At 60.1% G+C, this 16,978-nt stretch carries 8 protein-coding genes; 2 read left to right on the forward strand and 6 right to left on the reverse strand.

The window, feature by feature from the left end:
* Positions 1–148: 148 nt before the first annotated feature.
* From ABXS05_RS04580 to ABXS05_RS04590, 3 genes are all read right to left on the reverse strand, one after another.
* Positions 149–1,123: a diguanylate cyclase domain-containing protein gene (locus ABXS05_RS04580; protein ID WP_311935161.1), complete on the reverse strand. Its 975-nt coding sequence runs from the start codon at positions 1,121–1,123 to the stop codon at positions 149–151.
* Positions 1,120–6,273, reverse strand: a complete 5,154-nt coding sequence (locus tag ABXS05_RS04585) for a PAS domain S-box protein (RefSeq protein WP_367623082.1) — start codon at positions 6,271–6,273, stop codon at positions 1,120–1,122. Before ABXS05_RS04585 ends, ABXS05_RS04580 begins: the two co-directional genes overlap by 4 nt.
* Before the next feature lie 193 nt (positions 6,274–6,466).
* Positions 6,467–7,624, reverse strand: coding sequence for a helix-turn-helix domain-containing protein (locus ABXS05_RS04590; protein WP_367623083.1), 1,158 nt, complete (start codon positions 7,622–7,624; stop codon positions 6,467–6,469).
* Positions 7,625–8,224: 600 nt separating this feature from the next.
* On the opposite strand from ABXS05_RS04590, the gene ABXS05_RS04595 reads away from it, so the two are divergent.
* Together ABXS05_RS04595 and ABXS05_RS04600 are read left to right on the forward strand one after the other, a co-directional pair.
* Positions 8,225–9,013, forward strand: a complete 789-nt coding sequence (locus tag ABXS05_RS04595) for a LuxR C-terminal-related transcriptional regulator (RefSeq protein ID WP_311935165.1) — start codon at positions 8,225–8,227, stop codon at positions 9,011–9,013.
* A gap of 223 nt (positions 9,014–9,236) precedes the next feature.
* Complete coding sequence (locus ABXS05_RS04600) at positions 9,237–11,459, forward strand: EAL domain-containing protein (RefSeq protein ID WP_367623084.1); 2,223 nt, start codon at positions 9,237–9,239, stop codon at positions 11,457–11,459.
* Between the two features lie 365 nt (positions 11,460–11,824).
* Here ABXS05_RS04600 and ABXS05_RS04605 read toward each other — a convergent pair whose 3' ends face one another.
* From ABXS05_RS04605 to ABXS05_RS04615, 3 genes are all read right to left on the reverse strand, one after another.
* Positions 11,825–12,529, reverse strand: coding sequence for a LuxR C-terminal-related transcriptional regulator (locus ABXS05_RS04605; RefSeq protein ID WP_311935170.1), 705 nt, complete (start codon positions 12,527–12,529; stop codon positions 11,825–11,827).
* 873 nt (positions 12,530–13,402) lie between these two features.
* Positions 13,403–14,455: an alpha/beta hydrolase gene (locus ABXS05_RS04610; RefSeq protein WP_367623085.1), complete on the reverse strand. Its 1,053-nt coding sequence runs from the start codon at positions 14,453–14,455 to the stop codon at positions 13,403–13,405.
* A gap of 62 nt (positions 14,456–14,517) precedes the next feature.
* Positions 14,518–16,974: a condensation domain-containing protein gene (locus tag ABXS05_RS04615; protein WP_367623086.1), complete on the reverse strand. Its 2,457-nt coding sequence runs from the start codon at positions 16,972–16,974 to the stop codon at positions 14,518–14,520.
* Positions 16,975–16,978: the final 4 nt, after the last annotated feature.

Below are 16,978 nucleotides of genomic sequence, written 5' to 3' on the forward strand. Positions count from 1 at the left end.
CTTTTCTTCGCCCCGTCGGGCCAGAGAGGGGCATCCGGCGGCGGAACTCGATGATCACTGTTCCGTCCGCCATCAGAGCCGCAGGCTTTTGGCGGCGGGCTCTCCCCTACTCTCGCCGTGCTGGTGGTACCGGTTACCCGGTACTGCCTCACAGCGGCTTTCCTGGTGGCTTACTTGTTCCACCCTGTCCCACGGGAAGGAAGAGGCCTTCCTTCTGCCCCTGCCAGACCAGCACCCGGTTGCGGCCCTGCTGCTTGGCCCGATACAGCAACTTGTCGGCCCAGCCCAGCAATGCGGCAGGCTTGTCCGTCTGCGACACGAACGCCACCACTCCGCCGCAGCTGATGGTTACCGCTTCGGCAGTACGTGACCTGGCATGCGGCAGATCGAGATCGAGCACCGCCTGCCTCAGTCTCTCCAGCAGTGGCTCCAATTCATGCAGTCCCGGCAGCAGCATCACGAATTCCTCGCCGCCATACCGGGCGACGACGTCATAGGGGCGGCCGGCGGCCCGCGCGAGGGCCTGGGCAACCTGCCTCAGCGCTTCGTCGCCGGCGCCATGACCGTAATGGTCGTTATATTCCTTGAAATGATCGACATCGATCATGGCCACGCTGAGCGGATCGCCGGAGCGGACGGCATGCCGCCAGGCCAGCTCGAACGCCTTGTCGAAATAGCGCCGGTTCGCGATTCCGGTCAGGCCGTCCTTTTCCGACAGGCGCTCCAGTTCATTGCGTTGCGCCACCAATTTGAGATGGTTGCGCACGCGGGCCCTGACGATGGCGGGACTGATCGGTTTGAAGACATAGTCGGCAGCGCCCAGCGAAAGCCCGCGTTCTTCGTCCTGTTCATCCGTAAGGGCAGTGATGAAGATCACTGCGATATTGGCGGTCTGGGGCTCGGAACGCAGTCGACGCAAAACCTCGTAGCCGTCCATACCCGGCATTGAGACATCGAGCAGGATCAAGTCGATGCTTCGTTCGTCCTGTGCACGCTGCAGAGCGCTCGGCCCATCCTTCGCCAGGAGTATTCGACATTCACGCTGCAGCAGCTCCGCCAGTATCGTCCGATTGATCCGGTCATCGTCGACGATCAGCACCGTCTGCGGAAAAGCATCGCTCACTCTTGAGATCTTTCAAACACCCGTTGTTCCAGATCGGCGTTCAATTGCTGCAATAGGGTTTCTGCCTCGACCAGTTCAAGTTCCTCGAAATGGCCCAGGATCGCTCTTGCTCTTTCGGCTTCGACAGTTCCGGAGAGCTCGGCGACAACATCACCAAGAATGGCATAAGCGGCATAGTCACCGCTTTGCAACAAGGGTTTTGCGGCTGCGATGAGGTCAAGAACCTTGCGCAGACCGCCCCTCACTGGCCCTGACCCTCCAGCCGTAGCTTGTGCGGCAACACGATCGAGCTGGCTGAGCAGCAATGCGAGGTCATCCCGGAACGCGGGAAGGAGAAGCCGGACCTCATCGACGTCCCCACCGCGAGAAATCTCCTCGATACCAGCTGCTGCCGCACACAACTCATGGGCATCCAGATAGGAAGCAGCCCCCCTGACGGCATGCGCGAGCGCTGCAACGGCTGCGGCATCCCCTCGCAGTGCCGCCTGATCAAGCTGCGCGGGAGCCTCCCTGAAATCGCGAACGAACCCTTGGAGCAGGCGCTGCAATCGCTCGCGGCTATTGCCCAGGCGTTTCTGGGCCGCGGATAGATCCACCCCGCTCATTGACGCGAAAATATCCCCCGAAACACGCCCTTCCGCCATGTCTGGCGTCTCGTTTTCGGCATCCTGTGCGAGGGAGGGCGCAGGGAGCAATTCCATCAATGTCCTATAGAGAGCCAATTCGTCGATCGGCTTGGTCAGATGCGCGTTCATGCCTGCCGCGAGACTGGCTTCACGATCCTTGGTAAGGGCCTGAGCGGTCAGGGCAATCAGGGGCAGGGAAGCCCAGCGCTCTTGTGCGCGAATCCTGCGTGTGGCCGTCAGACCATCCATTTCAGGCATGTGGACGTCCATCAGGACAGCGTCGTAGGCCGCCGCTTCCAGCTTGTCCAGAGCGTCCCGGCCATTCACCGCCGTGTCCACATGCATGCCGGCCAATTGCAGGAAGTCGCCGACGACCTCCCGATTGAAGGCATTGTCGTCCACGACCAGAATACGCCGGCCCGTGAGTGCCGCCAGGATCTCGTCCTGCGCCTGCGGCGGCAAGATCTCGCCCGCTTCCTCGCCAAGAACGACAGGGGGCCCATTCGCGGCATCGTGAAAGACCCCGACGATGGTGTTGAACATCACCGACACGGTGACCGGCTTGACGAGCACACCGTGCAGACCGAGCTGCTCGGCTCGTCGAAGCACCTCTTCACGACCATAGGCCGTCACCATCAGAACGGCCGGCGTGCTCTTGAGCCTTGCATCGGTCTTGATCCGCGCTGCGGTTTCCAGGCCGTCCATGCCGGGCATGCGCCAATCCATCAGAACGACTTCGAAGGACCGTCCCTCTTCGCGGGCCTGGCTCAGCGCCGCCAACGCGGCCTTGCCGGAATCGACGACATGGCTCTCCATGCCGAAATCATGCACCATCCCTGCCAATGTTTCGCGGGCACTGGCATTGTCATCGACGATCAGGACCCTTTTGCCCTTCAATTCCCCCGAACGCAGGGTCCCATCATGGGAGGCAGCGCGCCGCGGTGACCTGAGCTCGACCGTGAAATAGAAGGTGCTGCCCTTGCCCAGCGTGCTCGATACCCAGATCTGCCCATCCATGCCTTCGACGAGGCGCTTGCAGATGGCCAGTCCCAGGCCGGTTCCGCCATATTTACGCGAGACGTGCCTCTCCGCCTGGGCGAAAGCCTGGAACAGGCCGGCGACCTGATCGGCGCCGAGGCCGATCCCCGTATCCTGCACGGCAAATTGCAGCCGGACGGCGTTTGAGGCAGCCGCCTGCTTGGCGTCGACCGACACCACGATCTCGCCCTTGTGGGTGAATTTGACGGCATTGTTCACCAGATTGATCAGCACCTGGCCGAGCCGGAGCGAGTCACCGACGAGGCGCGATGGCACATCCGGCGCCACCGCATAGATGATCTCGATGCCTTTCTCCTCGGCTTTCATGGCCGTCACGGCGGCGACTGATTCAAGCACGGCCTCCAGCCTGAATTCGCTTTCCTCCAACTCGAGCTTGCCGGCTTCGATCTTCGAGTAGTCGAGAATATCGTTGAGGATGGAGGTCAGCGTTTGCGCCGATGCGCTGATCTTATCGAGATAGTTGCGCTGCTTGGGGTCCCGCTCGGCCTGCAGTGCCAGCCGGGTCATGCCGAGCACCGTATTCATGGGCGTGCGGATTTCGTGGCTCATCACTGCCAGGAACTCGCCCTTGGCCGCCTGGGCGGCTTCTGCGGCCTTGCGAGCCTGGATCAGAGCCTGGGCCGTGCGCCGCTCCTCGGTGACATCCTGGTTGATGCCCAGAGCGCGCAGTACCGAGCCGTCATCGGCACGAAAGACCTCGGCCTGGCCTCGAATATGCCGGATGGCGCCATCGGGGTGCACGATTCTGAATTCGCTTTCGAACGTTCCCGTCCTGGCGATGGCCTCCTGCCATTGTGTCAGCACGCGGTCGACGTCGTCGGGATGGAGCAACGAAAGCCAGCGCTCGAGGCTACCGTCGAAAGCGTCGTGCTCCAGCCCGTAGAGGACATACATCTGGTCATCCCAGATATATTTCTGGTCCTGGGCGTTCATGTCCCATATGCCGACGCCGCCGACCTTGATCGCAAGCTCCATACGCTCCTTGAGGGCGACGATGAGATCCTCGGCCTGCTTGCGGGCGGTGATATCCTGCATGACACCATCCCAGATCACCGTGCCATCGGCCTGGTAGCGGGGAGCGGAACGGCAATGGAGCCAGAGAATCCGGCCGTCCCGCGTGCGAGATCTGAACTGGCAGTCGAAGACGCTGCCGCGCGAGAGCGAATCTTCGAGCAATGCGTTGTAGCGAGGCAGATCGTCTTCATGGATCGTTTGAACGAAGGCCCCTCGCCGTTCCATGATCTCGCTGGCCGGCACGCCGGTCAGTGCCAGGATGCCGGCGCTCACATAGGGCAACGACAATTTTCCATCGGGCGTCTGCACCAGGCGATAGACGGCCCCATGCGGCAGGTTGTCGACAAGGGAGCTGAGCTGGGCTTCCAGCTCCTTGCTCTCCGTGATGTCGCGCATGAGCCAGATGGCGTGATCGCCAACCTGGGTTGCAGCCACTTCCGCCAGGCGCGGCGCTCCGCCCCTGCGAAAAAAGCCGTACTGCCCGGTGCGATAGGTCCGGCCGGCCCGATCAGTGCTCGAATCGGAGACAAGAGCCTCAAATAGATCGCGACCGAAAAGCCGCGACCACGCATCGGGAATCGACAGTTCTTGCCTATCGTACCCGGTGAGTTCTTCGGCAGCACGGTTGACCAGGATCCGGTCATCGGTCACGAAAGCGGCTCCGATCGGCAGGTTTTCCATCATCTCGGACAACCACCGAACACGCGCCGACAATTCCATTTCGATCTGCTTGCGCGCCGTAATGTCGGTGTGGGTTCCGATGATGCGCAGAGGCGAACCATCCTCATCGCGCTCGATGGCCTTGCCGCGATCGAGAATCGTGCGCCAGGATCCGTCCTTGGCCCGCATGCGCAGCTCAATGACGAAGTCCGGAGCCTCGCCGCTTATGTGCCGTTCCACCGCTGCCCAGCTCGCCTGCAGGTCATCCGGATGGATGCGATCGATGAATTCTTTGAGTGTAGGCCCGATTTCGTTCTCGGCATGCCCCAGCATTGCCTTCCATTGCCGGGAGTAGAAGACATTCCCGGTGCGCAGGTCCCAATCCCACAATCCGTCGCCTGCACCATTGAGCGCGAATTCCCAGCGCGCCTCGCTATGGCGCAAAGCCGTCTCGGTGGCGCGGACATCCGTCATGTCACGGGAAACGCCGATCAAGCCGATCACGTCACCCTTCTCATCGCGCCTTGGAACCTTGGTCACGAAGAAATGGCGCCTGGTGCCGTTGACGACGAAGGTTTCCTCCATGGTCACGACCTTGCCGCGCGCCATGATCTCCCGATCGGTCCGCAGGATACGGGTTGCATTTTCCGGATCGATCACGGCCGTAAGATCCCGCTCCAGAATTTCGGACGCAGGCCGTCCCAGGAAACGGGCCGTCGCCTGGTTGAGCATCACGAAGCGGCCTTCCAGATCCTTCAGGAAAATGGCATCCGTGGTGCCATCGAAAACCGTCTGCAGCAGATCGGTGGTCTTGCGCAGTTCGGCCGTGCGCTCCGCAACCCTGATCTCGAGCTCGGCGTTGTGCCTGCGGTTGGCATTCTCGGCCTCGACCCGCTCGCTGATGTCGCGCACGGTGGCAAAGAAGGTCTTCCGAGCCTGATAGAGATGGCACGAAAGCCGAACCTCGACCGGAAAAACCGAACCATCCTTGCGGCGATGCCTGGCATAGAGTGTCGTCGCGACGCCCGGCTCGGCCTCGGCCCACACGCTCCTCGCCCATGCCAGGTCGAAATCCTCGACGATGTCGGGCACCGACATCCGCAGGAGCTCTTCCCTGGTGAAACCGGTGCTGAGGGTTACGTGATGGTTGACGTCGAGGAATCTTCCCTGATCGTCATGGACGAAGAAATCGTCAGCCACATGTTCCAGCAGCAAGCTGAAACGATTGTCGCCAAGGCGCTTTTCGGTTTCGATCCGCTTGCCGTCGCGCTGCATCTCGCTCCCGCTGAGGAAGAGCAGCTTCACATCATGCTCGATCTCGTTCCGGAAACGGATGAGCAGGCGCTGGTAGGCTGACGAGAACCCCGCCTCACCTTGCTTTTGAACCATCAGCGTGCCGAAGACCTCTCCCTTCGGTCCACGGATCGACGCGCCGAGGAAAGCCTGCCCTGCCGCTATGTCGATGACGGTCCCTGCTCGTCGGCTTTCCCGATCGGAACCGTCTGGTGCGTGTTCGCCGGCTTCGCGTGCAACCGCGATGCTGAAACGCTGCAGAGCAATCTGGCTTGCCGTCGAACCGGCTCGATATGCCTGGCCCGGCCCGTGGCTGACAGCGATGATCTCGCCACCTTCGCCGATCCCTCGCATGACAAAGGCAGCCGCATGCTCCAGGAGACCAACCAAGATATCGGCGGTAGCGGCCCATCCTTCGAGAACAGCGGCAGGAATGGCCAGCTTGCTCTCGTCCGCGCCATCTCCTTGCCGATCGTTGCTTCGCCTGTTCGAAGACATGCCTGCTTCCCTTTGAAACGCACTGCGCAGAGAAGCTGCCCATCACGCGAGGCACGGCGTCAGGGCCAATCGATCACGACATCGAGCCATCGCCATCCGGAGCAAAACGCCTTCAAGCCTGAATGCGCCTTGCTCCAACTCCCCTGTGTGGACGCATCCTTTTCCAGGCGGCTGCATCAAATCGCAAAATGTTTCAGCTTCCCAAGGCCCTGAGCCAACGCTCGAACGACGGCAGGCCGTCTGCGTCCCGGGTTCCCTCCTTCATCAGACGGCTCGGCGCGGGCGCGCTGCGGGCTTGGCGAGGACTGTAGCTGAACTCCCGGCTGAAAGCGCGGCTGAAATCGGCTGCGGAGGCAAATCCGAAACTCTCGGCAATCTCAGCAATCAGGCGACGGTCCGAGGGATCGCTGAGGGCAGCATGGGCAGCAAGCAGGCGTTGCTTCTGGATATAGTGAACCACACCGCCGCTCGGCTCGAACAATTGGTAGAGATGGGTCCGTGATATGCCGAGTTCCCGGCACAGCAGCTCAGGGGTAATGGCAGTCGTCTGCAGATTGCTGCGGATGAAGCGCCGGGCACGTTCCATGGGTGCCACCGTTCCCTGCTTGGTGGCCACCATCGCCCGCTCTTCGGTGGAAGCCACGCAAGCCAGGATCATATCCCTGGTGGCATTGACTACGCCGAGCAGGTCATCCTTGCTGAACTCGCTCAGCCGTGCCTCCACGCTGTCAACATGACTGACCAGCAGGCCAGCAAGGTTGCGCGACAAAATCCGGTTGTTGTTGGCATCGAGCACCGCAGTGGAATCGGCAAAAAGATCACGAGGCAAATACAGCGCCAGGCTCTGCGATTCGAGCATCCTGCCCCGGAAAGCGTGGCCCAGGGAACGGATCTCGACCGTTCCCGGCTGGCTCTCGGCGACACGCCCACCGACTTCGGTCCAGGCTTTTCCCTCGCGCCGGAAGATGATCACCCAGTGGTCGACGAGACTGGAACGAAGCTTGGCCGCGGAACGATGGTAGCTGTGGGCAGCCGCCTTCTGCTGCACAACCAGCATGCCACCGAGATTCCAGGCGACCTGACGTGCGGCAAACCCCTCCTGCACCGTTACGCCGTCGGGCAACGTCAGATCGGCAAGCGGCGCATTGAGCACCTGCCAGGCATCGAACTGCTCGCCAGGTGGCAATTCCTCGGTCGAAAAAATCAGGGGCGTCAGCGCGGGAGGTGGCGGTGGACCGTCACTTTGCGATGAACTGGGCTGCCGCGACCAACGACGGCGCTCCTTGCCGGAACGCGACGCCTGGGCTCCTGAAGCCGGCTGCTGATCGTTGCGGGACGCGCCATCGTCCATTCTGCTTTCCTCGCTCTCGCGGCAGGCTCACCCAAAAGCGGGAGCTCACATACTTTGCCGACGGCGCCTCGAGGTGGCGGCCGCACTTGTTATTATGAACAACAACGGAAATCTTCAAAAGAGACTTTTCAGCACGCTTCGCCCACCCTCCTTTACCTTATGCACAAGTGAATTGCCGCATCCAGCCTGTTGCCCGAGGCTGCATGTCGCACGGTAAGGTTGCGTCTTGCCCAAGGGATATTTCATAAAATCATACCGCTCTGACTGACAGATCATAGAAATTCTTATCGATTATACGGAAGCGCAAATCCGTCGCAAACTCCGCCCGCCCCCTCGCCGCAGTCACTGATGGTGCAGGCGAACGGGAGGTAGATATACGGCAAAAGAGCTCGAATCCTCGATCTCCTATTCCGCACCAGCACTGGCAAGGCGTAGGGGGCTCCTACGCCGTTGGAGTCACTTCTCTACCAAGTCCGAGCCTGATTGCCTCGGAATTTGTACTCACTGCTATGTCTGCGGACTCCAAGCTAACGACCAAATCATCGATCTCGCATAACTTGCCCCTTAGTCAGCATAGTACCAACACGTTGCGGATTGAACATGAACATCGCCCTCACAGACGCTTCCACCATCCTCGACAGGCGGCGGCCCCTGCAGTACCAGCGCGACAGGCGGGTCTTCGACGAGCGCGGTGTCGAAGCTCCTTCCGTCCGCAAGGACAAGGACGTCGCGGCAGAAAAGGCCACGATCAGCATTATCAACGACAACACCTTCACGCGCGACTGCCTGACCCGCTGCCTGGGCGATGCCGTCAGCGAATTTGAAGTCCGTGCCTATGGGAGCATCCGCGAATGGCAGGATGCAGCGGCCAAAACCGCTGCACCGATCATCCTGCTGTGCGCCACTGGGCGCCAGGCAACCGAAGCCGCGCTTCACCAGGGCCTGGATAGCATTCTGCAGGCGGCAGCCGACGCCAGGGTGATCGTGATCTCCGATGTCGAGGATCCCTCCGGCATGGTCGCTGCGTTGGAACGGGGCGCCAAGGGCTATGTCCCGATGAGCCTGGATCTCGACGTGACCATCGGCGCCGTCAATCTCGTCAATGTCGGCGGCACGTTCATTCCCGCCAGCAGCCTGCTTTCCGCGCGGAGCGCCAGTTCGCCTGCTGCGGAAACCAAACCGCAGAGGCGTGCCTCTGCTTTGCTGACCGAACGGCAGCTGACCGTGCTCGAAAATCTTCGCAAGGGTGATCCGAACAAAGTCATCGCTCACAAACTCAACATGAGCGAATGCACGGTGAAAGTTCACGTTCGAAACATGATGAAAAAGATACAGGCTCGCAACAGAACCGAACTCGTCTGCATGACCAGCGAGCTCTTTCAGTCATGAAAACGCGATCAAGACCTGACAACTGCCGACATTGAAAGTCTCGAATAGCCTGACAAACACTGCTCTGACCTCGGATTCTGATACGCCCAATGCCAATCACCGATGAAGTCTTAACAAGACCGCTGGAGTGCTATAGCATTATTGGCTACCTGGATTTCGTTGTCTGCTGCACCGAGATGCTCCAATGATCGTCAGGCATGACAAGGGCACATTGGGAACAAGCATGCCACTTACGCGTGACAGAGGTATTCACCTCCTCGGACGCTCTGTTCAGGAGAGCGATAAGGCGGTAGCGGTCCTCAATGCCAGGCGCGAAATCGTTTGGATCAACCCCAGCTTCAAAAAGATGCTCGGATATCAATCCGAGGACGTGATCGGCCGTCCGCTGGTTTCAGTGCTCGTCAGCAAGGCCACCCCTTCGGCGACTCGTCTCAGCCTCGAGCGCCTCGTCAATGCCAAGCGAGGCGGCCTGGAGGAAATCAACGGTCACGACAAGTTCGGCAATGAAATCACGCTGCTGATCTATACCGATCATATTCGCGACATCGATGAGAACGTCACGGAGACGATCGTCACCATTCACAGCAATACCCCTGCACGCATGATCCAGACACTCCAGAACACGGTGCTGGAGGAACTGGTATCCGGCGCTTCGCTGGAGAACGTATCGGAATTCATCTGCAAGAAAGCGGAGTTCATCACGCGGGACGTCATCTCGACCATTCTGAGGGTGGATCAGAACGGCCTGCTGCATCCCCTCGCCGCCCCGAGCCTGCCCCAATATTATTCGGACGCTCTGGACGGGATCGCAATCGGTCCCAGCGTCGGCTCGTGCGGGACGGCGGCCTATTTCGGCGAACCCGTGCTCGTCGACGATATCGAGACCAATCCGCTTTGGGCGCCCTACAAGGGCCTGGCGCTGCCCTTGGGCCTGCGTGCCTGCTGGTCCGTTCCCATCAAGCTGCGGGATGGTCGGGTTGCCGGCACTTTCGCCTTCTACTTCCGCGAAAAGCGAGGCCCCAGCTATCTGCACGAGGAGATCGTCTCGGCCTGTGTCCATCTCTGCGCCCTGGCGATCGAGCAACATGAGGCCAAGGAGCACATCAATCGCCTTGCCTATTTCGACATGCTGACGGGCCTGCCCAATCGCCGGCAGATCTACCAAAAGGCCGGCCAGACGATCGCAGAAGCCAGCGAGAAGCAAGGCAAGATGGCGCTGCTGCGCCTCGACATCAAGCGCTTCAAGGACATCAACGATACCTTCGGCCATTCCACGGCCGACCAGATCCTCGGCCAGATCGCCACCCGCCTGCAGAACCAGCTTCGGCCCATCGACATTGTCGGGCGCTTCGGTGGCGATGTCTTCGTGATCATCCTGCCCGACGCCGACAGCGCCTATGCCACAATGGTCGCCAGGAAGCTCGTTGACGCTGTCGCCAAACCCTTTGCGATTGCGGATCTGCTGCTGCCGATCTCCATCAGCATCGGCATCAGCCTTTATCCCGACAACGGCACCGATGTCGAAACGCTGTTGAAACGAGCCGATTCCGCCGCCTGCAAGGGCAAGGCAGCCGGGCACGAAGCCGTTTTCCTGTATGAGCATGAGGTTGTCGACGGCGCGCAGGAGCGGGTGATCCTCGGTGCGGCCTTGCGCGAAGCAGTCTCGCAGGAGCAACTACGCTTGCTCTATCAGCCCCAAGTCAATCTCGCGGACGGCACTCTACACGGTGTCGAAGCTCTCATCCGTTGGGCACATCCCGTCCTGGGCGACATTTCCACCAGCCGTTTCATCATGATTGCCGAGCAGATCGGCCTGATCGATGAAATCGGGATCTGGGCTCTCAGCGAGGCCTGCCGCCAGATGGCTGTCTGGCGCGCTGCCGGCCACCACATCCCGGCGATTTCGGTCAATCTGTCCCCCTTGCATTTCCGCAACCGAAATCTGCCGGACGTGGTGGCCCATCTGATGCGCCAATACGATATTCCCAAGCATACTTTGATGCTCGAGATCACCGAGGGCGTGATGATGGACGATCATCCGACCACCCTGGCAACCATCGCCGCCATCCAGGCGCTCGGCGTCGGGTTGTCGATGGATGATTTCGGTACAGGCTATTCAAGCCTGAGCCGCTTGACGCATATCCCTTTCTCCGAGCTGAAGATCGATCGTAGCTTCATCGAGGGAATGGTAACCGACCCCAGTGCGCTTGCCGTGGTGACGGCAATCAACAGCATTGGCCAGAGCCTCAACATCGCGGTCGTCGCGGAAGGCGTGGAAACCGAAATGCAGCAGCAAATGCTGCAGGAACTGGGTTGCGAAATCGCCCAGGGATATTTGCTAAGTCATCCCTTGAAAGCCGCCGATCTCGAAGTCTGGCTGCAGGACAGGCAAGGCGGTGCGCCGCCCGCTTCGCGACGGATGAAAACAGAGACCCTGCCCGCATAACTTCGCCCGCATAACTTGGACCGCATAACTTGGCCGGTCCGAGTTGTCCGGCCGTGAGAAGTCGAACCTTCAGACCGGCGACTGATGCGGAACTGCTCGGCCACCGAGATGCCGTCCCCTACCGCCGCAAGCCTTCCCGATCCGAATTGGCGCACCGCGCACGCTTCTTATCAGGGCTGGTAACCCGTACATCAAAACAAATCCGCCCCGATGCCTTTACGGCATCGGGGCGGTGTATCGACGTCGGCGCCTAGAACAAAGCGCGCTCATGACCGAACGCGAATTTGCTCCAACTCTTTGGTTTGACGCGTCCTTACGATTCTTGACGACTCCATCAAATCACAAAACGCGATAGGCGCGGCATCTCAGAACAGCTCATTGGTCAAGAAGGCAATCTCGGTGCGATTGCGCGCCTTGATTTTACGCATGATGTTACGGACATGCACCTTGACGGTGCACTCTCCCATATTGAGCTTGTAGGCAATGAGCTTGTTCGACTCGCCTTGGCGCAAGCGATCGATCACCTCGAGCTGCCTTTGCGTAAAGACGGTCTGACGGGAACGACCGCTGGTCTCGCCTTCCTCATTCGCCTGGACGCTTTGAGACCGCGACGACAGCAGGCCACTAGCCGGAACAAAAGTACCGCCAGCACGCACCAGTCGAATAGCGGCAATCGCAACATCGAGATTGGAGCTCATCGCGATATAGCCTTTCGCGCCCCGTTCCAAAGCAGCCACGATCTCCGTCGGTTCCTCATAGTCGGAAACAAGGATGACCCGGGCTTCCGGCGCCGTCTGGATGACAAGATCCAGATCGCGCCGTATGGCCGTGTCCGTGGCCTTCCGTCCCGTCGCGCAGAGAAGGACGATCGGCATGGTCACAGCCGCGCCGGCTGCTTCCCAATCCGCGATACGCGAATATCCTTCCGTAACGAAATTTCCTTCACTCGCAGCAAGACAACGCATCAGACAGCTGCGCGACAGAGCATTCTCATCAATGATGACGATCCGGGTTTGCAAATCCTGGTCGAGTTTGCCAGAAGCGGAGTCATCTTGAAGGCTGTCTTCCATACGTCCCTCCCTCCTAAGCTCAACTACAGAGGAAGATGACTTCAACGGCAGCACTGAACCTACCGCAAATGGCATCAAAGCTTGGCTACTCGCGGAATAATCAGTCACAGTCTCAATCTCCAAACAAGTCATCCGACAAATACCACGCGCGTGCTTGAAAAAGCAGCACCATGGCAGTCAATATTCTGGCAACCAGCGCACTCAATTCTGAGCATTTTTATTCTATGCTTGGATTAGAATAACCATATGCCGCCAATCAACGCAGCAACAGTCAAGCATAGTTTTTCAAGCTACTTACTACTATGTATCGGCCTCTTTGTAAACTCCATAAGAATGCCAAGTAGCACATGGAGTTTTGTATGATGCGTTACGTTAGACCCCAGGCTCCGTGACACCGACGTGATACTTTTAGGAGGCCAATCCGTCCAAAGTACGGCGTCGACGTATTAGCTCGCCTTATGCCGTTAGGGAAGCACTGTGTTACCTATCGAACAGGTATAATTGCACTCCTCACCAACAACAGATTCCTGCTTGTCGAAGGCACAGCACCAAGCATACGAACGGGCTCGATCTACGGACCCGTGTCGCACACCATTGAGAAACACTCTTTCCTTTCAACAGGTTAGAAGAAAAACCTTCCAGAATCGCCGCAAGAGCTTCCAGGCTTTGCTCGTTTGATTGTCCCCGCCAACCACAGACTTTGGGGAATATGATATCCTCCATTTCCGACATCGGCGCGCCTGCCGTCGACAGCAGAGGCGCCCTCGGACCGGAATATGTCGCTTCGTGGCGATTTCGTGACCCGCGAACGCGAACTGCGAATCACATCCGCGCATCGATCGTGGCCCCGGCGAGGTATGGCTGGCCGCTCTCTCATTGCGTCACCTCCATCACCGGTGCCTTGGCGAATACAATCTTGACGCGACTATCCCGTGAAGCGATGAGCTTGCCGAGATCGGAATTTTCACCGGCGACATACTGGTCCAGAAAGGCGCCGGCATAAGTGTTCACGGCCGCAACCGTGTTTCTGGCGCTCGGCAACAGGGACGCCATCCGCGCCAGGAACGACCGTTGGGAGACGTCGACGAAGCTCTGGTGCCGACTCCCCGCCATGACGAGGAAATATCCGCCATATCGTTCCATATTGGCCAGAACATGCGTGTAGTCTTCGTCCGTCAATTTGGACGTCATGCGCAGCACGGTATCGCTCGAATTGAGGTCGGCTGCCGTAGGCAACGGGCTATCGTCACTGATTTCGAGAAAAGGCCGGCTCAAGCCGAGCCTGCCGACATCCCCGAACAACCAGCCATCGAGATTGACTGCCGCCTTGAAACGCGGGTCCTGCCTGCTGGTTTCCGCGGCGACTGCACCACCAAACGAATAGCCTATGATGCCGACCCGCTCGAAATCGAGCCTCCTCAGCACGGAGGCGACATCGCCGTCCTCAGCACAGGGGGCAGCTGCCCGCAGGATGTCGAGGACGATGCTATTATCCTTGGCAAAGGCACCGGCTTTGAGGTTGACGGCCGCCCGGGTGCGCACGAATGCCTCCTCGCCCGAAAAATCGACGAACTGCCTGTAGGCTTCGGGATCTTTCTGATCGACTCCGATCACCACATAGCCGCGGTGAACCAGGGCGTCGATCTGGTTCATATGGCCCTCGACACTGCCCCCCCAGCCGGCATTGAAGAATATGACGGGCGATCGAGGCATAGCCCCGGCGCCGGCGCCGGCGACCTGCTTGGCATACCAGGCTCTGACAGCAAGGCGACCGGCGACATCGCTTGGCAGAGCGGCGGATTTGTCGCCACACAACCCCGACAATGGCACCAGCGTAACTGCAACCTCGGGATCGCCGGCCCGCGCGAGGCTTGCGACACCGAGACCGACCGCGAGCAATGCCGCCCCAAGGCAAAGCACTCCCACGAGCCCCTTTCTTCTGCTCGACCATACCGGCGATCGGATGAGAGAGGCTGGCATGGAGATCCTCAGCGGCCGGAGAGCTGTTTGAATGTTGCGTTGATGACGTCGCCGATCGTCCTGGAGGCCGTGCGGCGAATAAGCTCCTCATGGGTCGCTGCCACCGAAACCATGGTGACGCCCTTCGATGTCAGAGCATTCCAACCCATGGTCCTGTCGAGGAAATAGCCGAGCGGCATGTTCTCGTTGTGGAAGGCGAGGATCGGCATGGGAAGCGGCGTGCCGCCTTCGTCTCTGCCGGCCTCGACCACCCAATGGCCGATCCGTGCATCGTCATCCGGCCCATCCTCGAACGATTTCCGGCCGAACACCGCTTTCAGGAAGAGGCGAATGCGCCTCAAGGCGTGTCGGCGCTGTTCCGCACCACCGACGAGGCAACGAGCATAGTAGAGCCCTGACTGGATCTGATAGGAGTATCGTCCCAGCATTCCCTTCAGCCGCGACTGACGCTTCGAATAGCCAGGAGCCCAGGCATCGAGCGTCACGAACAGTTCGATTGTGTGCCCCCTCTCGATCAAACGCCGGGCGACGGCGACATTGAGCCGAGCCGCGGCGCAAAAGCCGAGCAGGATGTAGGGGCCGTGCGGGCGCACTTCTTCGATGATGCGCACGCAGTGCTCCACCATCTCCGCCCGGCTGGTTTCCGCGCCTCCCTCGACGAAGGCCGGCAACGGGATCGAAATGAAGGGCTGATCCTCCCCCAGATGGTTGACCAGCTCCTGGTAAATGAAGGTGTCGTGCAAAGCGAAGATGGGCGTGCTCGCGCCATGCGGCTGCATGACCACGGCCCCCTTCGCCTCCGTGATAACGGGCCCGCCCAGAAGTTTGGCCAACTCGCCGATGGTGGGGTGGCTGTGCAATTCGTCAAAGGAAATGCGTTTGCCGAAGACCTTCTCGACCCGCGAAAGCATGCGGAACGCCGAGAGTGAATGCCCGCCAAGCGCGAAGAAATTGTCCTTCAAATTGAGGATCGGCACCTTGAGGATGTTGACCCAGATGTCCGCAAGCTCGGCTTCCACGCGCACATGACCATCGGGAAGCCCGGGTGCGCGCGCAGATGCCAGCTGCGGGGCAGGCGCGCGAACGGGCGCCGGGCTGGCCCCCTCGCCCACCGGCCGGTCCAGATCGGCAACGAGGCCGTCGATCAGGTCCTGCAACTGGGCGAGATACCCCTCCACAGTCTCCTTGTTATAGAGCGAGGTGTCGTATTCGCAGGACATGCGCCAGCCATCGGGGCGCTCGACGAAGAAGAAGTTCAGATCATAAAGCGCGCCCGGCGAAACGGACGGCATGTCGATCAGGCTGAGTTCCGGGCGCTCATCGGTGGGTATGAACGAACGCTGGCAGATCAGGTTGACGGAGAATAGCGGATTGCGACCGGGCTCGCGCACCGGTTTGGCAATAGCGATGATGTCTTCGATCGGCATATGCTGGTTGAGCAGCGCGCCCTCGATGACGTCATGCATATGGGCCAGCAATTGCCGGAAGCTCGGATTTCCAGTGATCCTGCTGCGCAGGGGCACGGTATTGATGAAGGGGCCGACAATGTTGTTGAGCTCGACCCGATCTCGCCCGGCGATTTGCGTACCGACCGTAATGTCCTCGGAGCCGCTGTGGCGATGCAGGAGACACATCAACGCGGCTGCCCCGACCATGAAGAACGTGCAGCCCTCCGCCGTTGCCAGGGCGGACATCGCATCGGTCAATGTGCGGGGCAACTGACGCCCCACAATGAGCGCCGGCGCAGCCCCCGTTCCCCCGCGCGGCTTGTCGGAAGAAAGATCGAAGCGCTTGAATCCGGCCAGTTGCGAGGTCCAATAAGCCCGCTCGTTTTTGAGCGCGTCCGCTTTCATCCATTCGCTCTGCCACGCCGCGAAGTCGGCATATTGCAGAGGAAGATCGGCCAGTTTGGGCGCGCGCTGCCGGAGCCGGGCCTGGTAGAACTCCATCATGTCACGTGCGATGATCCCCACCGACCAGCCGTCACAGGCGATGTGGTGGACGGTAACCAGGATGATGTGCTCCTCGGCCCCGACTTTCAGCAGGGTCGCACGAAGATTGGGCACCCGCGTAAGGTCGAAAGGCTTGCGCGCCTCGATCTGGCTGATGCGCTCTCTTTCCTCGTGACGGCTCGCTTCCGGCAGCAAGGTCAGATCGATGACCGGAAGCTGGATCGATGCGTCGGGATGAACGAGTTGCTCGGGCTCTCCATCGACGTCGCGATAGCTGGTGCGCAAGATCTCGTGACGGTCGATCACCGCATTCAGCGCCTGCTGGAGCACGGCGACGTCGAGCCGGCCGCGCAAGCGCCAACGCACTGCAACGTTCAGCGCCGGGTCTTCCGGGGTGATCTGGTCCAGGATCCAGAAGCGGGCCTGGGCCAGCGAACAAGGAAAGGCATAGAGGTCCGTGTCGGCCTCCTGGGCGCCGATACCGATGTCGTTGCCTGTTTCAGAACCTGCCATCGGC

The organism is Labrys neptuniae (genome assembly GCF_040797145.1).
Taxonomy (GTDB): Bacteria; Pseudomonadota; Alphaproteobacteria; order Rhizobiales; family Labraceae; genus Labrys; species Labrys neptuniae.